This is a genomic window from Pseudomonas sp. CBS (assembly GCF_024734645.1).
In the GTDB taxonomy this organism is placed as follows: Bacteria; Pseudomonadota; Gammaproteobacteria; order Pseudomonadales; family Pseudomonadaceae; genus Aquipseudomonas.
On sequence record NZ_CP102929.1, the window covers coordinates 921,849 to 940,883 of the forward strand.

Below are 19,035 nucleotides of genomic sequence, written 5' to 3' on the forward strand. Positions count from 1 at the left end.
CGCTGTTTCAAGAGTTCAGTTCAGTTGAACCGTGCCGAATCGGCGGGCGCTGCCTTGTTCTTGGCCGGCATGATCTCGTTCCACGACGGCAGGCCGAAGCGATCAGGCCGGCCCTTGGTCGCAGGGTCCACATCGGTTCGGTTCCACCAGCCGCCACCCAATGCCTGGAAGAGCGCAGTGGTATCGCTGTAACGGGAGGCCTGCGCCTTGACGCGGGCCAGTACGGTGTTCTGGTAGGTTTGCTGGGCCGTGAGCAGGTTGATGTAGGCCACGGCGCCGAGCTTGAACTGCGCCTGCACCAGGTCCAGGTTGGCTTGGGCCGAGCGCTCGGCCACCACCTGCTGGTTGAGCGCATCGGCGTCGGCTTCCAGCGCCCGCAGCGCGTTGGCCACGTCCTGGAATGCGCCGATCACCGTGCCACGGTAGCGGGCTGCCGACTCGTCATAGGCCGCCACGGCGGCGCGTTTGCGATGCTCCAGTGCGCCGGCATCAAAGATCGGCTGAGTGATCGACCCGGCCAGGCTCCAGACGCCACTGCCCGCCGAAAACAGCTTGGTCCCGCTGGCCACCGTCGAACCCACGGAGCCGGTAATGCTGAACTGGGGCAACTGATTGGCCACGGCCACGCCAATGTTGGCACTGGCCTGATGCAGTTGCGCCTGGGAAGAACGCACATCCGGCCGCTGGCCGACGATCGCCGAAGGCAGGCTGAGGGGCAGTTCTTCCGGTAGGTGCAAGGAGGCCAGGTTGAAGCGCTCGTCCCGGTCCTGATTGGGAAACCGCCCGAGGTAGGCCATCAACTGGTTGCGGGTTTGCGCCAACTGCTTTTGCAGCGGCGGCAAGCTGGCACGGGTTTGCGCCAGTGCGGTCTGCTGCGTGAGCACGTCGGTGTCGCCGATGGCCCCCAGCCGTCGCTGCGCCTGCAGGAGATCGAGCTGGCCGCTCTGGATCCGGATGATCTCCTCGGTGGCGGCGACTTGATCGCGTACAGAGGCCAGGCTAACCGCCGTATTGACCACGTTGGAGGTCAAGGTGAGGTACGTCGCTTCCAGCTGGAAGCGTTCGTACTCGGCCTGGGCCGAGGTGGATTCGATTTGCCGACGGGTGCCGCCGAACACGTCCGGGGCATAGGACACACTCAGCGACGCTGAACTCACCGTGAGAATCGGCGATTCCGGGAGGCCCGAAGTGACGCCCGAGACTTTTTCGCGGGCTTTTTGCACATTGCCGCTGACGGAAGGGAACAGCGACGCCTGGTCGGCATAGACCAGCTCATTGGCCTGGCGCAACGCGGCCTGAGCGGCGGTGACATCCGGGTTGGCACGCAAGGCTTCTTCCACCAGGGCATTCAGGGCCGGTGAGCGGAACAGCGTCCACCATTGCCCGGGAATATCCATCCCCGCAATCAGCCGCTGCGCCGCGCCACCGGTGTCGATGTCGGCCTTGGCCGTGGAGGTGAGCTTTTCCCGCGAGTAATCGGCGTTCGCCGGCATATCGGGCCGCGCAAAATCCGGCCCGACGGTGCAGCCGGCGAGGGCGATGCACAGCAGACTCAGCGGAGCCAGAAGGTGTGTTTGTCGAAAAAGGGCGTGGAGGTGCGCCCCTGGTTGCGGTGCCGATGCAAGCTGCCGAGGCTGCTCTTTCATATTTACTCTGATTAATCAGTTGGTTAACTGTTTGGTTGAGCAATGACTGGCGGTGCATCAGGCCGACCCATGAAGGGCGCGGGTTGGCTGGGTGGTCAGGTGGGTTGAACGTTAATTCAAGATCGCGGTAACCGCCAATAGAGGGAATCTTTATCGGGTGGGGTTGTGTGAGGTTCGGGACTATCTCGCGCCGGTGGCATCAAGAACGCAGGCATACCCCGAATGACCGGTGTGCAGTTAAAGTGCCCGCTTGATAAAACGCGTTTTAACCTCGAAAGGGACGTCGATACACCATGAATAAAGCTTCTCGCATTCTGCTGACCCTTATTTTGTTGGGTGTAGGCGCCTCGACCCAAGCGGCTGAGGGTTTCATCGGCACCGGTACCAACGCCGGTAACGGTTACGAAGCCGATGGCCACGGCGGGTTAAGGGGCACCGGGGGAAATCTGGGCGGTAATTACGAACTGCAAAAAGACGGGTCACTGAAGGGCACCGGCACCAATATTGGCAGGGGCTTTGTCCCGGCTGACGACGGTGGCCTCACCGGCACTGGCAACAACCTGGGCAAACGGTTCAGCCCGGATGGCTCGGGTGGCTACACGGGACACGGCGCTGCCTATGGCGAAGACTACAAGTCTGACGGCAAGGGCTACTTCCGTGGTGAAGACACCGCACTGGGTGGCAGCTGGAGGTCCGATGGCAAGGGTGGCTATGAGGGGACGGGGGAAAACCGCAAGCGTGGCTACGAATCCGATGGCCGTGGCGGGTACATCGGCACGGGGAAAAACCGTGGCCGTGGGCTTGAATCCGATGGCAAGGGCGGTTTTATCGGCACTGGCGACAATGCCGGTGGCGGCTGGGTACCTGACGGGTACGGTGGCTACAAGGGAATCGGCAACGTAAAAGGCGAACACTGGCGGCCTGACTGATTTCCTGCCTGCCGCCGATAAATGCATTCTTTGCATTTTTATCGAATTAGGTTATGCGCAATCAGTATTTTACACGCTGCATCCAGGGCGGCATCGTATAGGCAAGCTGGATTACCTATAAACACTGCCGAGACCGCACGCGCGGATCGACTTTAAATGCTTGAGAAGGCATCTGGAGACGAACGTGCGTTACCTGACAAAACTGGCGGCCGGGATGGCCGCTCTGCTATGCCTGACCGCGAACGCGCAAACCCTGGTGGTGGGTGACCAAAGCTATAACGCCCAGGCGGTGATGGAAGCTGCAGGGGTGCTGGATGATCTGCCCTATACCCTCGAATGGAAGCAATTCACCGCCGGCTCACCGGTGGCCGAAGCCCTCAACACCAACAGCCTGGATATCGGCTTGCTCGGTGATGCGCCCGTGCTGTTCCTCGGCGCGCTGGGTGCGCCGATCAAGGTGATTGCAGTCAGTCAGCAAAACCTCGAGGGCGTGGCCATCCTGGTGAAAAAGGATTCTTCGATCCACAGCCTTGCCGACCTGAAAGGCAAGCGCGCCGCCATCTGGAAAGGCTCCTGGAGCCAGCAACTGCTGCTGACCGCGCTGGATAAAGCCGGCGTGCCAAAAGACTCCCTGGAGTTGCGCTACCTCAGCGCGCTCGATGCCTCCCATGCACTGGAAGGCGGTTCAGTTGACGTCATCGCCACGTGGGAACCCTACGTCACCCAACAGGAACGCCAAGGTGCGCGCGTGCTGGCCACCGCTGAAGGGCTGATCCCGGCCCAGAGCTTCATCGCCGCCAGCACCCGGGCCGTCGACGGCAAACGTGCGCAAATCAGCGATTTTCTCCAACGCCTGAAAAAAGCCCGTGACTGGACGCGCCAAAGCCCGGCCAATACCGACGCTTATGCCGACGCCTGGGCCAAACGCACCCGGGCTGATGCAGATATCGCCCGTGCCTGGTTTGCCCGGGCGCGCACGACGGTCGAACCACTGACGGCCCAATCACCTGTAGAGGCGCAAAAGACCGTGGACTTTTTCGCAAGCCAAGGCCTGGTCAAGTCGTACCCGGCAGCCAGGCTGTTCGACGATTCCTTCGCGGCGTCGTTGCAGCCAGCCGTAGCCAGAACCCAGCCCTGAATGCTCCAAGGAACGCCTCAGACATGACTAAAAGACAGCTGAAACTTGGCGCCCTGACCATGGGCTGCGGCGGGCCCGGCCGCCACAATCTATGGCTCGATCCTCAACTGCCCGCCGATGCCAGCGTCAACGTCGACTGGTACATCGACATCGCGCGTCAGGCCGAGGCGGCCTTGTTCGACCTGATGTTTATCGTCGACAGCCAGTTCATCACCCCGGGCTCGCCATCCCACTACCTGAATCGGCTGGAGCCGCTGACACTGTTATCAGCACTGGCCGTAAGCACCCGGCACCTGGGCCTGGTCGGCACGCTGACCACCTCTTACAACTCGCCCTATAACGTCGCGCGGCGCCTGGCCTCACTCGACCTGATCAGCAAAGGCCGCGCCGGCTGGAACGTGGTCACCAGTGGCGACGCCGGTACCGCCGGCAACTACAGCCGCGACGAGCATTATGACTACGACACCCGCTATGGCCGCGCGGCCGAACACGTCCAGGTGGTGCAGGGACTGTGGAACTCCTATGAGGAAGAGGCCTTCGTGCGTGACCGGGCCACCGGCCAATTTCTCGACCCGAGCAAACTCCACAGCCTGAATCACAAGGGCGAGCACTTTTCGGTGGTCGGGCCGCTGAATATCCAGCGCTCACCCCAAGGCCAACCGGTGATCTTCCAGGCCGGCGATTCGGAACAAGGCCGTGACCTGGGCGCCGCCACCGCCGATGTGATCTTCACCCACGCGGCCAGCATCGAGCAGGGCCAGGCGTTCTACCGGGATATCAAGGGCAGGGCGCTGCAACATGGCCGTGATCCGGAGCAATTGCTGGTGATGCCCGGCGCCGAGATTTATGTGGGCGACACTGATGAGCATGCCCGTGAAATCGAGCAGCACTACCACCAGGCCGACCACAGTTTTGAGCTGGCGTTGAAGGAGTTCGGGCGCAATTTCGGCTGGCATGATTTCAGCCAGTACGACCTTGACGCTCCGTTTCCGCAGGAAAGCCTGGAGGCTGCACGCAGCAGCTTCTTCACGGCGGCCAAGCGCATTGCTGACCAGGCACGGGACAAAGGCTTTACGTTGCGCCAGGCGGTGGAGTTTGGGCGCCAGTTGCGCCCGGGGGCGTTTGTCGGGTCGGCGGAGACCGTCGCGGGGAAAATGGCTGACTGGTTTGAAGCCCGCGCGGTGGATGGTTTCAACATCTACATCGGCCATCCGCAGCAGTTCAACCGATTCACCCAGGAGGTCATTCCGTTGTTGCAGGCGCGTGGCGTGTATCGCACGGCGTATGAAGGTACGACGTTGCGGGAAAGCCTGGGGTTGCAGATTCCGCGCTTTGCTCGCAACGGCGGTGTTTGACTCAAAAAGGGCGTTCAGATGAATAAACTGGTTGGCAGCGGATTGTTTTAGACATACTGAGGGTTCAAGCCACTCATTTGTCCCGAGACTTTCCTGATGCCATCCCAACCCGCACAAGGGTCGTTCAATCAGGACGACCGCTATCGACTGCTCGTCGACGCAGTGGTCGACTACGCCATTTACATGCTGGATACGAACGGGTTGATTCGTAGCTGGAACTCGGGGGCGAAAAAGATCAAGCAGTACGAACAGAGTGAAGTACTGGGCAGGCATTTTTCGCTGTTTTACACCCCGGAAGATCTGGCCTCGGACTTGCCCGGCCGAGCGCTCAAAAGCGCCGAACAGTCAGGCCGCTTCGAGGGCGAAGGCTGGCGCATCAGGACAGACGGCACGCGCCTCTGGGCGCTGGTGATTATCGACCCGATACGCGCCGACGATGGCACGCTGATTGGCTTCGCCAAAGTCACACGGGACCTGACCGAGCGCAAGGCTGCGGAGGAGGCCCTGCGTCAGAGCGAGCAGCAATTCAGCCTGCTGGTACAAGGCGTCACCGACTACGCGCTCTATATGCTCGATCCCAACGGCGTGATCACCACCTGGAACGCCGGTGCCCAGCGCATCAAGGGATATGAGCCGGCAGAAGTCATCGGCAAGCATTACTCGCTGTTTTTCCAGCGTGAGGATGCAGACAACAAGGTCCCGCAGCGCGCCCTTGAAACGGTTATCCGTGAAGGTCGGTATGAAGGGCAGGGTTGGCGCCTGCGCAAAGACGGCACGGGGTTCCTGGCCCATGTCGTTATCGACCCGATAAAGAATGAGCAGGGCGAGCTCGTGGGTTTCGCGAAAATCACCCGGGACGTTACCGAGAGCGTTCAGGCTCAACAGGAGATCAAGGAAACCCGGGAGGCGTTATTCCAGGCCCAGAAAATGGAGTCTCTGGGGCAGCTCACCGGCGGTATCGCCCATGACTTCAACAACCTCCTCATGGTGATTCTGGGAAGCCTCGAACTCGCCAAGAAGCGTGTCCCACAGGACTCCAGAACCTACTCATTACTGAATAATGCCATCGCCGGCGCCCAGCGCGGTGCGACGCTGACTCAGCGGATGCTGGCCTTTGCCCGTCGCCAGGAGCTTGATCCGCAACCAGTGGATGTGGGTGACCTGATCAGAAACATGTCAGACCTGCTGTCGCGCATGTTAGGCGCAGGCATCAGCGTCGATACTCAGTTCCCACTGATCCTGCGGCCGGTATTGGTCGACATGAGCCAACTGGAAATGGCCGTCATGAACCTGGTGATCAACGCCCGGGACGCCATGGAAGGCCGGGGCAGGATTCTGATTTCGGCAAGGGAGGATTCGTTTCCCGGCAGGCCGGATGACTCGGAAAGGCTGATTTGCATCGCTGTCATCGACACCGGCCCCGGAATGAATGACGCGACCTTGCAGCGGGCCATGGAGCCGTTCTTCACCACCAAGGGCGCTGGAAAAGGCACAGGGCTCGGCCTTTCGATGGTCCATGGCCTGGCAGCCCAGTCACACGGCCACTTTGTGCTGAAGAGCAAGGAAGGAGAGGGCACAACCGCAGAGCTTTGGTTACCGGTGGCGGTGATGGATACCACGCAGTCTGCGGCGATGGCATCCACTGCAAACCCAGCCGATGCCCCCCATCAGCAGAACCTCGAGATTCTGCTGGTAGACGACGACCCGCTGGTGCTGATCAGCACGGGAGCCATGCTTGAAGACCTGGGCCATCATGTTGTGGCGGCGGCAGACGGGCACGCTGCGTTGGCGTTCCTGGCGCAAGGCACGCGCTTTGATTTGGTCATTACGGACATGGCAATGCCGGATATGACGGGCATTGAGTTGGCCGGCAACATCGAGGCGCTGTACCCCGAGCTTCCCATCATTCTTTCGTCTGGATTTGCAGAGATATCCCTGGACCTCAAAACCACATTGACGCGCTTGCCCAAGCCGTTTGATCAATCGGCATTGGCGAAAGTGATCGCCGAAACCCTGCGCACTCGGATCGAAAAACCGTGTTGAGCCAAGCGGCTGACCGTCCACTCTTTGTTTCCATGGACGGGCCCAAGGGCACCGGCAAAACCACGCTGCTGGAAGCCGTTACCAAAGCACTGAGGGCGGACAACAAAAAGGTGATCCGGCTGTGCGAGAGAAAAAGCGATCCCTGCCGAAGTGAAACAATGGCCCTGGTTAACCAACTCGCCAGAACGCCCAGCCGGGAGTTGGAGTGGGAGGTGTGTAAGCGCTTCGCCGATAGCCGTGCCTGGATTTCCCGGCACGTGCTGACTCAACAGCCTGCTGGCAGCATTGTCTTGATTGACCGCTGGTACCCGTCGGATGCCGCGTTTCGCCGTGGCGTCCCGCTGGCAGACATCCTGCAATTGAACGTTGATCGAAACGTGCAAGTGCCGGACCTGCATGTCGGGGTGGTCACCGACCCTGATATTTCATGGGCAAGGGCCGCTGCACGCCGGCGCGGGCTGAGCAGCACCGTGATCCACAGGCTGGAAGAACACATCGCCTGTACCCAGGCCTTCGAGCGAGCGGTTGCGGATCACGGCTGGGTGTTGTGCCGTAATGAAGGAACCATTGACGGCGCGACACAGCAGGTCATTTCCGAGATTTATAACGTCCTTGAATCATCCCGGCGTGACTGACCCCGCCTGCTCTTGATAGCCTTTGCGCAGTTTCTCCGCGATCAGCTTTTCCGCTTCGCGCACTGCGCGCTCGGGGCTGTCGAGGGACTTGATCAAGGTCTGGCCCTTGGTGCCGATGCGACCGAAGTTCACCACCACGTCCGCCTCCGTGACGCCGATACGCCAGAACTTGTTGGAGTTGCCTTCACCAAAGGTGAACTCACGCATCGGGGTCTGTGCTTGCGGGGTAGACGGAGCCTCGACCTCAACGGTTTCCGGTTCCACTGGCTGTTCAGGCTCTGGCAGCGCGGGCGCCTCTTCACCCCGTAGCAGCGCTTCAATCTGATTCAGCACCTCTTCCGGGGCCCGCAGCCAGTCATGGCTGAGCACATCGATAATCTTCCAGCCGAAGCTGCGCAGCACGGTCGGGCGGAAGATATAACGCTCACGCACGTCAGTCGCGGCCGCCGTATCGCCGTCCAGCAGCACGCCCAGGCTGAAGTGTTCACCGCTGGCGTCACTGATCGCCAGGTCGCAGCGGAACTGCGAACGCCCGACGTATTCCTGCACCGTATGCCCGCGTTGACGCAACGCGGCGGCGAGGGCGCTGCGCAGGCTGTCCTTGGGCAGGCTGACGGCAAAGGATTGCTTCGCGCCTGGATTGAGGTTGGCAAGGATGCCCTGGGATCGCGGCGCGTCGCCGTTGGCGCTGGCCTGGGCGAACTGCAGGAACCCGCGCAGTGCCGCGGCACCGTCGTTGTGGGTGTTGGTGATGGCGTCCGCTTCAATGCTGGAGACAATCGCCATGCGCTTGCGTGCGCGGCTGAAGATCACGTTCAGGCGTTTTTCCCCGCCGCGCTGGTTGATCGGGCCGAAGTTCATCAGCATCTTGCCGTTCGGTCCTGGTGCGTAGCAGATGCTCAGGATGATCACGTCGCGTTCATCCCCCTGGACGTTCTCCAGGTTCTTGACGAACAGCCCGTTGAACTGCCCGGCGTCTTCACGCACATACTCTTGCTCAAGGCGCGTGGCAAAGGCTGAGTCACTGGCGGCCAAGTCCTCCAGGGCCTGCTCGATGGCGCCTTGCTGGGCTTCGGAGAAGGCCACAATGCCCAGGCTCAGGCCGGTCTCGCGTTGCAGCAACTCACGCACCAGGTTGGCGATGTAGCGTGCTTCGGCCAGGTTGCTGCGGCTCAGGTAGACGCCATCGCTCATCTTCAGAAAGCTGATCGGGCTGTCGAGCAGCGTATCGGCGCCCTGAATCACAGCTTGGGCATCCATGGAGTCCAGCGCCGCATGGGCTGGGGCCGGGCGCTCGATACGCCGGTCGGGAATGGTGATCAACCGGCCTTCGTAGAACGCCGCGTTGGAGAAGCTGATCAACGCTTCATGGCGGCTGCGGTAGTGCCAGGCCAGCAGGGTTGCCGGCAAATTACGCGCGGCCTGGCTCAGCAGGCTGTCGGCGTCGAGGTTGATTGCGATCTGCTCGCCGTCCTCCATGGCAATCAGTTCGTTATCGTCCTGTTCGCCGGCGCTGGAGAAGAAGTTGGTGGGTGGCAATTGCATCTCGTCACCCACCACGATCACCTGTTGCGCACGACTCAAGGCCGGCACGGCTTCTTCGCTGGGGATCTGACTGGCTTCGTCGAAAATCACCACGTCGAACAGGTCCGGGGTCAGCGGCAGCGTGTCGGACACCGACAGCGGGCTCATCAGCCAGATAGGCTTGAGGTCGTTGATCACGCGGCCACTGTCACCACTCGCCATTTCACGGATGGAGCGATAACGCATGGTCTTGCCCAGCTCGTGTTCCAGTTCACGGCGGCCCTTGGCATAGGCTTTCTTGAACTCACGGGCCTGGGCGTCCAGCTGAGTCACCGACATCGCCGATTGCTTCACGTGTTCCAGGAAACGCTGGTGCAGCGTGGCGCTGAGCACATGGGCGTTGTGTTTGAGCAGGCTGCTTTCAGCCTGGCTGACCTGCCGCGCGGCCAGGCTCAAGGCCGGGCCATCGAAGCGTGCCAGTTGCGGGTTGGCACGATACAGGCGGGTCAGGTTTTCCTGGGCAATCAACCCATCCAGCGCCTTTTGCACCAAGGCGTGCTGTTGCACGGCCAACAGGCAGACGGGGTCGGCCTGGTGCAGCTCATTGAGCAGGGGCAGGGTGTCGGGCAGTTCCTCGAGTTCTTCACGCAGGTCGCGCAGATATTCGGCCAACTCGCCCAGGCTCGGCGCCGGTTCGAACACGCAGTGCTGCGCAACCAGCTCGGCCAGGCGTGCAACCGGCTGGCGCAGGCTGGCTTCCTGGCGCACACCCGGCAGGGCGTTCGGGTTACCGCGCAGGCCTTCGACCCACTGGCGCAATAGCGGTGATGTGCTCAGTTGCTGGAGCAGGGCTTGCAGGTTTTGCACGAACTGGTCGATGTCCTGGATGCCGTAGTGACTTTGCAGGCGCTGTTGCTCGGCCTGCAACTCGGCGGTGGCGCGGTGTTCGCTGGCCAGGTTATCGAGCACGCTGCGGTAGCTGGGGCGCACCGCGTGCTGGCTGAAGTCGTAGCGCCGTTGCAACTCGCCGCGCAGCCGCCACCAGGCCGGTTGCAGCCAACGCAGCAACGAGCCTTCAAGGCGCTGCACCAGATCCAGGGCGGCCTGGGTGTCCTGGGGCGCGAGTTTGTCGCGCCAATGGCGGGTGGTTTCAGCGGCGTTGCGTTGTTGCACGGTCAGCGTTTGCAAAGCGGCTTGTTCGGCCTGCAACGCCTGGGAACCGGGTGAGCCCGGTTCCAACAGGTCGAGGTGCGATGCCAGGTTGGCGCCGGTCAGTTGTTCGGCTGCCTGGGTCAGCACCCGCGCATCCGCCAGGCGGGTGTCACTGGACAGCAGGCTGGAGGATGACTCCAGAAACGGCTCGACGCTGTCCATCAGCCCACCGGCTTCATCCAGGAACGCCTTGAGCTGGCCATAGGCATGTTCGTGGGTAATGAGGCTTGAGGCCAGATGGCTGAAAGGGTGACGCGCAAAACTGTCGAGGCCGAAGCGCTCATTGATCGCCTGATACAGGCGGCCAGTCAGTTCGCTTTGCGCCTGCCAGTGACGCCATTCGGGCAAGCGTTCCAGAACTTCGGGCGGCAGCTTGGTAGCCACGGCCGGCAGGTCGATCAGATGCCGCACCAGCTCGCGCACGGAGCAGGCCAGCGTTTCCGGCACCTCGGTCATGGCCTGTTCAAAGCGCTCGATCAGACCCAGCTGCTGGCCCAGGGTGGCCAGTGTGGCGCTGCGTCGGGCTTGCAACTGCGACGACTGGGCATCGCCGGCTATCCAGCGCTCATAGCATTCGCGCAGGTTGCCCACGAAGGCCTTTTTGTCGGTCTGGGAATCGTGAATCAGGCAGCACAACTCACCCAGTTCACTCTGTTGCAGGCGATGGAACACCACATCCAGTGCCGCGCGCTTTTCGCACACGAACAGCACCCGCAGGCCGCGCCCGGCATAGTCGGCGATCAGGTTGGTGATGGTCTGGGACTTGCCGGTACCCGGCGGGCCCTGAATGATGAAATTGCGCCCGGTGCGGGCCAGGCTGACGGCGGCATTCTGCGTCGCATCGCCGGCCACCACGTTCCATTGTTCCGGCAGCGGGATCGGGTCCGGGGCCTGGACTTCCACCTCCCGCGGCTCAATGGAGAACATCCGGTCAAACGCTTCGTTCTGCGCCGGCTCGTCGATCAACTGCGCGTAATCGCGCACCAGCGACATTTTGCGATAGTTGAAGTTGGCCAGGGTGACCTGGGTCAGGTCGATGTCCCAGGCGTAGCGATGCCCCTGATTCTCGGGCAAAGCGTAGGTGCTGTTTTCAGTGCTGCGGGCGACCATTTGTGGATGATGGTCGCGCAGCGAAGGTTTGCCACCTACCGCCATGCGCAGCGGCAATACGCTGGGCAGGACTTTTTGCTGGAACAGTTGCAGGCCCAACGGGCGGTAGTCTTCGCGGTCGTAGCTGAAATCCGGCTTTACCAGCGGCATGGCCGAGCGCTGACGGGCGCGGCGCCGCTGGAAGTGCTGCAGGTGCTGCACTGCCTTCTGGTGGATCAGTTCGATTTGCGGCTTGCTTTGCAGGCGCAACTCCACGCCGGGCTCGGTGAGTTTGATCTGGCGCGCAATATCCGCGTGAATTTCTTCAAGCGAGGTTTTTTGCAGGTCGACGGTTTCCGGCAACTGGATATCGTAGAGCTGGCGCAACTGATGACGCAGTACCGGGTTGAATTCGGCCTCGGTCTCATCGCACTGCAACATGAACTGGTCGCGCACACCTTTTTTCCGGCTCAGCTCCACGGGCAGCCACAGCAGCGGGGTGACGATGCGTTCTTCCGGCGTGTCCTTGAGGTTGTGCCAGCGCATGAACGCGACTACCAGACGCAGGTTGCTGAAGCCGAACTCGGCACGGTCGCGGCGGGTTTCCTGAATGATGCGTTCCAGGGACGCCTGCAGCCAGGTCTGGTCTTCAAACCGCAGCCATTGCTGCAGGCCAACCGGCTTGCCGCTCAACACCTGCTCGGAGAAACCACCGAAGGTAGGCTGCCAGGTGCACAGCGATTCAGGTCGGATGCTTTCGATCCGCATCACCAGCGGCACGCTGGCCACGGTCAGGTTGACGTTGGCCTGGGTCGGCCGGAAGTGCAGCAGGCGATTGCGCCGCGACAGGTCAAACAGCCGGTTGCGCAGGTGCTCCAGCACCACCGTGCGCCGCGACGCCGGGCCTTCGGCCTGAGCCAGCACACGCTCCACATCCAGGCTGGCCGGCTGCTCGCGCCAGGACTCCAGGCGCCGGGCCAGGGAACCGACATCGGTGGCGCGCTCATGCCGGTTGAGTTCGGTCATCTCGACAATCAGGTTGGCCAGCACCGGGTTGAGCCGGCTGTTGAGCTGGAACAGGTTGCGCCGGTGCCGGGCAAACGTCTTTACATCATTGATATCGGCAAAATCCAGCCCGCAGGCCAGGCACGCCAGCAACTGCCCGAGCTGGAAAATATCGGTGATTTCGTCGTGATGCCCCAGACGATGCTCCCAGCTGTGCAAGTCCGTGAGGAACACCGGGCGGTCGATGGCCTGGTGCGGGTCTTCCTGCACGTGCAGGTCGGTAATGGCCACGCCACTTTCCGAATCCCGGGTCAGGCGCACGGTGCCGACGATATTCAGCGCCGACTCCGGATTGGGCTGCACCTGCTTGATCGCCTCCAGCGCCAGGCGCGGCGGCACGCCCTCGAGGTTGCGCAGTTGCAGGGTGCGCTCCGGCCCCAGCATCACGTTGAGGTAACTGAGCTGGGCAACACGCCCCTGTTCATGCAATTGCGCCACCTGGCGCAGCAGCGGCAACGCGAGGAACACCACATCGTCGATGGGCACAGCAGCGCCATCGTGGCTTTGCAGCAATTGAGTGAAGGTGACGGGTTGGGTTATTGGGTCCATGTGTCGACCTCCGCTTTGAGCGCGCGAACGATCGGGTCGAGCTCACGTTTGGGTAATTTGATATCGCGCTTGAGCACGTTGATAAAGTCGTCGGCGCTGCCGAGCTTCTTCGCGGTGCGCGCGGCATGCATTAAAGCGTCGTCGCGCAGGTCGCGGTCCACCAGGCTCAGGTCGAGCATGATGAAGTGCAGGTATTCGTGGATGCTCGCGTCGATACGTTCGGCATTCAACGTGCCAAGGTCCAGGGGCGTTTCAGTGTCCTTCCAGTCGGGAAAGAACCCCCGCACCTGATTGAGCACAGCGTCCGACTGCAACACCGACGCACTGATAAAGCTGGCGATAAAGCCGCGGGTGAGGGCGGTCAGCTCCACCTGGTCGGTCACATCCAGGCGACTGAGCGACAACGGCCCACGCAACCGGCGGTGCAGCCAGGCGTCCGTCTCTGGAAGCTGCTGCCACCAGCTGTCTACAGCCTGGGAACGCAGGAACGCCTCCGGGTGCGATACGCCCTGGGACAGCTGCGCATCCTTGCCATCCAGTTCACGGGCCTGCTGCAAATAGCTGGCCGCATCGACACTGACAATCCCGGTGTGAATCTTCACCAGCGAGGTAATGGACGCTTCTGGCCCACGGGCCACCAGCGCCGCACCGCGGTCGGCGTAGATTTCGGTGTGCAGGCTATATAACCGCGCGGTCTGTTCCAGGCTGGGTGGCGTGTACACGTCAGCCATCGCGTGATTCAGAATCCGGTCGGCGGTGAGAAAGTCACCGTCGTGCTCCGACCACAAACGGTAATGGGCCAGCTCATGCCCGAGCAACGCCAGCAACTCCTGGGCGTCGAGCCGTTCAAGGATCGGCCCGTAGAACACCACATGCACTTCGCCAGCCAGGTAATACAGGCTCGCATTCATCGCGCCATCGCCGGCCTGGTAAAGCGTGGCAGGGGCCTGGATCTGCAAGCACTGCAACGCCGTCTCGCAAGCCTGATAGGCCTGCGGATGAGTCTCGGGGCTCAGGCGGTAAGTGTCTCGCAGCAATTGCGCGCGCATGTCCTGGGCATGTTCCTGCTGAACCCCGAGGGACGAGGCCCAACTCCACACCGCAGGTTCACTGGCTTTCAGGTAATCGACTACCTGCTGGTGGTAAGGCAGTGGCGTCAGGCTGCTGATGTCCAGCGCGGGGGTACTCATCGTTCAAACGTCCTTGAGGATACGGCTCCATAAGCTGCGCCTGGGCTGGCATCCCGGTATCAGTGGTCGGCAATAAACGCGGAGCATACCTAGGGGAGAGGGGAAATTACTTGTGAAAACTACACATCCCGCGTGCGGCGGGAGTGTTCAGGCCGTTCCGCCAGACACCTTTGTGCACCTGCGCAAAAAAAGATTGAGTAATCACATCTATTGTTATTTAAATAACACCACAAGAGCGTCACGGCCTCCCTGGCCGTGCTCGCAACAAGATGGGATGACCCTGTGCATGACAATTGAAGAGCGTTTGATGGAACAGGCAAAGCGTGCCGCCGAGAGCACGTACTCGCCTTACTCCCATTTCCCGGTCGGCGCGGCGTTGCTGACCGCCGACGGCGAGGTGGTACAGGGTTGCAACGTGGAGAACATCTCTTACGGGCTGACCAACTGTGCCGAGCGCAGTGCCTTGTTCAGCGCCATCAGCCAGGGCCATGCGCCGGGCAGTTTCAAGGCGATGGCGGTTTATGCACCCAACGTTTCACTGATAAGCCCTTGCGGTGCCTGCCGCCAGGTGATGCTGGAGTTGATGGCCAAGGATGCGGTGGTGATTTGTCAGGGCAGTGACCCTGCCGCCACGCGTACCTGGACCCTGGCGCAATTGCTGCCGGGCGCCTTCGACGCTTTCTAATCCTGGGCAGGCCTTGGGGCCTGCGTCCGCTTGGTCCATTGTTGAGACGCCTGCATGATCAGTCTTGTCGGAATAGCGACCCTTATTCTCATTGCCATTGCTTTATCCCATCAGCGCCGCTCCATCAACTGGCGCACCGTTTCGGTAGCGTTTTTGATCCAGGTGTTGATCGGTGCTTTTGCACTGTACGTGCCTTGGGGCCAGACGGTGCTGGCCTCGCTATCGGGGGCGGTGGCCTCGCTGCAGCTCTACGCGAACAAAGGCATCGAGTTTCTGTTTGGCGGCCTGAGTTCGCCGCACATGTTTGAAGTGTTCGGCAGCGGTGGGTTTGTATTCGCGATCCGGGTATTGCCGATGATCGTGTTCTTCGGCAGCTTTATCTCGGTGCTGTATTACATCGGCGTGATGGGCTGGATCATTCGGTTGGTGGGCGGTGCCCTGCGCCTGTTGCTGGGCACCAGCCGCATCGAGTCGATGGTGGTGACGTCGGCGATTTTCATTGGTCAGTCGGAAGTGCCGCTGGTGGTACGGCCCTTTATTGCCAAGCTGACGCGCTCGGAGTTATTCGCGGTGATGGTCGGCGGTTTCGCGGCCGTGGCCGGCTCGGTACTGTTGGGTTACGCCGGGCTGGGGGTGGAGCTCAAGTACCTGATCGCGGCGTGTTTCATGTCGGCGCCCGGTGCGCTGTTGATGGCGAAGCTGATGGAGCCGGAAACCGAATCAGCCCGCACCGAACAGGTGATCGAGGAACTGGGGCAGGCAGAGAATCGCCCCACCAATATCATCGATGCCGCCGCCGAAGGGGCCCAGGTTGGCTTGCGCCTGGCACTGTCCGTCGGTGCCATGCTGCTGGCGTTTATCGCGCTGATCGCCCTGTTCAACGGGCTACTGGGCTGGGCCGGCAACTGGTTTGGCTACCCGCAGTTGACCCTGCAACTGGTGCTCGGGCACGTGCTGGCGCCCATCGCTTTTCTGCTCGGGGTGCCGTGGCACGAGGCGGTCATGGCCGGCGGTTTTATCGGTGAAAAACTGGTCCTCAACGAGTTCGTCGCCTATGCCGACCTGGCCAACTACCTGACGCCGGCCAAAGCCGCCGAAGCCGGTGTGCCGCTGTTGTCGGTCCACACCCAAGTGATCGTCACGTTCGCCCTGTGCGGCTTTGCCAATCTGTCCTCGATTGCCATTCAACTGGGCGGCCTGACGGGTATCGCCCCGCAACGCCGCCAAGAACTGGCGCGGCTGGGCTTGCGGGCGATGATCGGCGGCACGCTTTCCAATCTGATGAGCGCGGCGATTGTCGGCTTTTTCATCTCACTGTAAGGAGCACAGTATGTGGTTGCCACAAGAAGTGATTCGCCGTAAACGCGACGGGCACACCCTGGACGCGACGGACATTCAACGGTTTGTCACCGGGATTGCCGACGGCAGTCTCAGCGATGGGCAGGTGGCGGCGTTTGCCATGGCGGTGTTCATCAAGGGCATGGACGTGGCCGAGCGTATTGCCTTGACCGAGGCGATGCGCGACTCCGGCCAGGTATTGAGTTGGGCTCTGCCGGGGCCGGTCGTGGACAAGCATTCCACCGGAGGCGTCGGCGACATGATCAGCTTGCTGCTGGCGCCCTTGCTGGCGGCCTGCGGCTGTTATGTGCCGATGATTTCCGGGCGTGGCCTGGGGCATACCGGCGGCACCCTGGACAAGCTCGAGAGCATCCCCGGTTACGACTGCCAACCCAGCCCTGAACGTTTGCGCACGGTGGTGGCCGAAGTCGGTTGCGCCATCATCGGCCAGACGGCCAACCTTGCCCCTGCGGACAAGCGCTTGTACGTGATCCGCGATGTGACCGGGTCGGTCGAGTCGATTGATCTGATCACCGCATCGATCCTCGGCAAGAAACTCGCCGCCGGCCTCGACGTATTGATCATGGATGTGAAGACCGGCAACGGTGCATTCATGGCCGAGCCCGAACAGGCGCGCGAGCTGGCCGCGAGCATCGTCGCCGTGGCCAACGGTGCCGGGGTCAACACCCGCGCCCTGATCACCGACATGAACCAGCCGCTGGCCCGCAGTGCCGGCAATGCCCTGGAGGTTGCCGAAGCCGTAGCACTGCTCAAGGGCGAGGTGCGCAGTGAACGCCTGTGGGCGGTGACCTTGGCCCTGGCGACCGAGGTACTGACGATGGCCGGCCTGGCGAGGGATGAGGCTCAGGCCCGTGATCAATTGCTTCAAGCGTGGCAGAGCGGGGCAGCCTTGCAGCGCTTCGAGCAAATGGTCAGTGCCCTGGGTGGCCCGCAGGGCTTTGCCCACAACCCCGATGCGCATTTACCCAAGGCCGCCGTGTCGGTACCGGTGTGGGCCGAGGAGGCGGGCTGCGTCAGCGAGATCGACACCCGGGCGGTGGGCTTGGCGGTGGTGGCATTGGGCGGCGGGCGCAGTCATCCAGACGACGTGCTGGACCTGTCGGTCGGCTTCAGCGAGTTGGCCTTTGTGGGTGAACAGGTGAGCACGCAAAGGCCCTTGGGCTGGGTACACGCGCGCAATACAGAGCAGGCCGAACAGGGGGCATCCGCCTTGCGCGCAGCCTATCGATTAGGCGGTGAACGTCTGGCCGAACGCAATTTGATCCAGGAAAGACTATGAGCAAGGCCATCGTGTTGGTGCTGGATTCGTTGGGCATCGGTGCCAGTGCCGACGCCGCCCTTTTTGGCGACTCGGGCGCCGACACCTTGCGCCACATCGCCGAGGCGTGCGCCCGTGGAGAAGCCGATGGACCCTTGCGCCGGGGGCCGTTGTCCCTGCCGAATCTGGGACGCTTGGGATTGGGTGCTGCAGCGGCGGCCAGTGGCGACGGACCGTTGCCGGGCAACTGGGGCGACGCCGCACCGAGCGGTGCCTTCGGCCACGCACGGGAGCAATCGTCTGGCAAAGACACACCGTCCGGGCACTGGGAAATGATGGGCGTGCCGGTGTTGTTCGACTGGGGTTATTTCGAAAAGCCGGTCAACTCCTTCCCGCCACAGTTGCTGGCCGACCTGATTGAACGGGCAGGGTTGCCGGGCATCCTGGGCAACTGCCATGCCTCGGGTACCACGGTGCTGGACGAGTTGGGTGAGGCACACATCCGCAGCAAGCAGCCGATTTGCTACACCTCCGCCGACAGCGTGATGCAGATCGCCGCCCATGAAAGCCATTTCGGGCTTGAGGCGTTGTACCGAGTGTGTGAAATCGCGCGCACCCTGTGCGATGAATATACCGTTGGCAGGGTCATTGCCCGACCATTCACCGGAGAACACGCGGGTGAGTTTCGCCGCACCGGCAATCGCCGCGACTACACCGTGCCACCGCCATCGGCGACATTGCTTGATCATCTCTGCGACGCCGGCGGCACCGTGCATGCGGTGGGCAAGATCGGCGACATTTTTGCGCACCGCGGCATCAGCCGGTTGTACAAGGCCGATGGCAATGACGCGCTGTTCGATGCCACGCTCAAGGCTTACAGGGAAGCGCCAGACAACAGCCTGGTGTTTGCCAACTTCGTCGACTTCGACATGCTCTACGGCCACCGCCGAGACCTGGCCGGGTATGCGGCTGCGCTGGAAGCGTTCGACCGCAGGCTGCCGGAGTTATTGGCGTTGATGGACCCGCAGACTTTGCTGGTCATCAGCGCCGACCACGGTTGCGATCCTTCTCGTCCGGGCAGCGATCACACCCGCGAGTATGTGCCTGTATTGGCTTATGGTGCGGGCGTGGCGGCGGGGTGGTTGGGGGAGCGTGAAAGCTTTGCTGATATTGGCCAGACGGTGGCGATGCATTTGGGGTTGGGGCCGTTGGAGTGGGGGAACTCGTTTCTGCTGGACCAGGCTGTCGATCGATAGCAGCCCATGCTGTTGGTTTAGCAACGTGGTGACAGCTGGACAATCGCGAAGCTTTTTTGAGGGCCGGCTATTAACCCGCCTGGGCGGTCTGATGCCGACCTA

12 protein-coding genes are annotated in these 19,035 nt (G+C 61.9%); 9 read left to right on the forward strand and 3 right to left on the reverse strand.

Going from position 1 to position 19,035, the window contains the following annotated elements:
* Positions 1-20: 20 nt before the first annotated feature.
* Positions 21-1,646: an efflux transporter outer membrane subunit gene (locus tag NVB75_RS03955; protein ID WP_275713294.1), complete on the reverse strand. Its 1,626-nt coding sequence runs from the start codon at positions 1,644-1,646 to the stop codon at positions 21-23.
* 293 nt (positions 1,647-1,939) lie between these two features.
* Here NVB75_RS03955 and NVB75_RS03960 point away from each other — a divergent pair, with 293 nt between their 5' ends.
* The 5 genes from NVB75_RS03960 to NVB75_RS03980 all read left to right on the forward strand — a co-directional run bounded on the left by NVB75_RS03960 (position 1,940) and on the right by NVB75_RS03980 (position 7,746).
* Positions 1,940-2,575 carry a hypothetical protein gene (locus NVB75_RS03960; protein WP_258346098.1) on the forward strand — a complete coding sequence of 212 codons (636 nt, stop codon included), beginning with the start codon at positions 1,940-1,942 and terminating at the stop codon, positions 2,573-2,575.
* Positions 2,576-2,759: 184 nt separating this feature from the next.
* A complete protein-coding gene (locus NVB75_RS03965; protein WP_258346099.1) occupies positions 2,760-3,713 on the forward strand; it encodes an ABC transporter substrate-binding protein in 954 nt (317 codons plus the stop codon).
* 23 nt (positions 3,714-3,736) lie between these two features.
* Entirely contained in the window at positions 3,737-5,068 is a 1,332-nt protein-coding gene (locus tag NVB75_RS03970; protein WP_258346100.1) for an LLM class flavin-dependent oxidoreductase, read from the forward strand.
* A 96-nt stretch (positions 5,069-5,164) separates the two neighbouring features.
* Positions 5,165-7,111, forward strand: coding sequence for a PAS domain-containing sensor histidine kinase (locus NVB75_RS03975; RefSeq protein ID WP_258346101.1), 1,947 nt, complete (start codon positions 5,165-5,167; stop codon positions 7,109-7,111).
* A gap of 32 nt (positions 7,112-7,143) precedes the next feature.
* Entirely contained in the window at positions 7,144-7,746 is a 603-nt protein-coding gene (locus NVB75_RS03980) for a dTMP kinase (RefSeq protein WP_258348521.1), read from the forward strand.
* Here NVB75_RS03980 and NVB75_RS03985 read toward each other — a convergent pair.
* A complete protein-coding gene (locus tag NVB75_RS03985; RefSeq protein WP_258346102.1) occupies positions 7,729-13,185 on the reverse strand; it encodes a WGR domain-containing protein in 5,457 nt (1,818 codons plus the stop codon). The genes NVB75_RS03980 and NVB75_RS03985 overlap by 18 nt on opposite strands.
* A complete protein-coding gene (locus NVB75_RS03990) occupies positions 13,173-14,375 on the reverse strand; it encodes a M48 family metalloprotease (protein WP_258346103.1) in 1,203 nt (400 codons plus the stop codon). Before NVB75_RS03990 ends, NVB75_RS03985 begins: the two co-directional genes overlap by 13 nt.
* 274 nt (positions 14,376-14,649) lie before the next feature.
* On the opposite strand from NVB75_RS03990, the gene NVB75_RS03995 reads away from it, so the two are divergent.
* From NVB75_RS03995 to NVB75_RS04010, 4 genes are read left to right on the forward strand one after another with little or no spacing between them, the layout of a single operon-like run.
* Positions 14,650-15,060, forward strand: coding sequence for a cytidine deaminase (locus NVB75_RS03995; RefSeq protein ID WP_017480293.1), 411 nt, complete (start codon positions 14,650-14,652; stop codon positions 15,058-15,060).
* A gap of 54 nt (positions 15,061-15,114) precedes the next feature.
* The gene (locus NVB75_RS04000; protein ID WP_017480294.1) at positions 15,115-16,380 is read left to right on the forward strand and encodes a NupC/NupG family nucleoside CNT transporter; all 1,266 of its coding nucleotides are present in this window, start codon (positions 15,115-15,117) and stop codon (positions 16,378-16,380) included.
* Between the two features lie 10 nt (positions 16,381-16,390).
* Complete coding sequence (gene deoA / locus NVB75_RS04005; protein WP_258346104.1) at positions 16,391-17,698, forward strand: thymidine phosphorylase; 1,308 nt, start codon at positions 16,391-16,393, stop codon at positions 17,696-17,698.
* Positions 17,695-18,933 carry a phosphopentomutase gene (locus NVB75_RS04010; protein ID WP_258346106.1) on the forward strand — a complete coding sequence of 413 codons (1,239 nt, stop codon included), beginning with the start codon at positions 17,695-17,697 and terminating at the stop codon, positions 18,931-18,933. Before deoA ends, NVB75_RS04010 begins: the two co-directional genes overlap by 4 nt.
* Positions 18,934-19,035 lie beyond the last annotated feature (102 nt).

What these genes read in the sequence shown, in the direction of transcription:
- NVB75_RS03955 (WP_275713294.1), bottom strand. Translation starts at nt 1,646, where the DNA reads ATGAAAGAGCAGCCTCGGCAGCTTGCATCGGCACCGCAACCAGGGGCG.
- NVB75_RS03960 (WP_258346098.1), top strand. Translation starts at nt 1,940, where the DNA reads ATGAATAAAGCTTCTCGCATTCTGCTGACCCTTATTTTGTTGGGTGTA.
- NVB75_RS03970 (WP_258346100.1), top strand. Translation starts at nt 3,737, where the DNA reads ATGACTAAAAGACAGCTGAAACTTGGCGCCCTGACCATGGGCTGCGGC.
- NVB75_RS03975 (WP_258346101.1), top strand. Translation starts at nt 5,165, where the DNA reads ATGCCATCCCAACCCGCACAAGGGTCGTTCAATCAGGACGACCGCTAT.
- NVB75_RS03980 (WP_258348521.1), top strand. Translation starts at nt 7,144, where the DNA reads ATGGACGGGCCCAAGGGCACCGGCAAAACCACGCTGCTGGAAGCCGTT.
- NVB75_RS03985 (WP_258346102.1), bottom strand. Translation starts at nt 13,185, where the DNA reads ATGGACCCAATAACCCAACCCGTCACCTTCACTCAATTGCTGCAAAGC.
- NVB75_RS03990 (WP_258346103.1), bottom strand. Translation starts at nt 14,375, where the DNA reads ATGAGTACCCCCGCGCTGGACATCAGCAGCCTGACGCCACTGCCTTAC.
- NVB75_RS03995 (WP_017480293.1), top strand. Translation starts at nt 14,650, where the DNA reads ATGACCCTGTGCATGACAATTGAAGAGCGTTTGATGGAACAGGCAAAG.
- NVB75_RS04000 (WP_017480294.1), top strand. Translation starts at nt 15,115, where the DNA reads ATGATCAGTCTTGTCGGAATAGCGACCCTTATTCTCATTGCCATTGCT.
- deoA (WP_258346104.1), top strand. Translation starts at nt 16,391, where the DNA reads ATGTGGTTGCCACAAGAAGTGATTCGCCGTAAACGCGACGGGCACACC.
- NVB75_RS04010 (WP_258346106.1), top strand. Translation starts at nt 17,695, where the DNA reads ATGAGCAAGGCCATCGTGTTGGTGCTGGATTCGTTGGGCATCGGTGCC.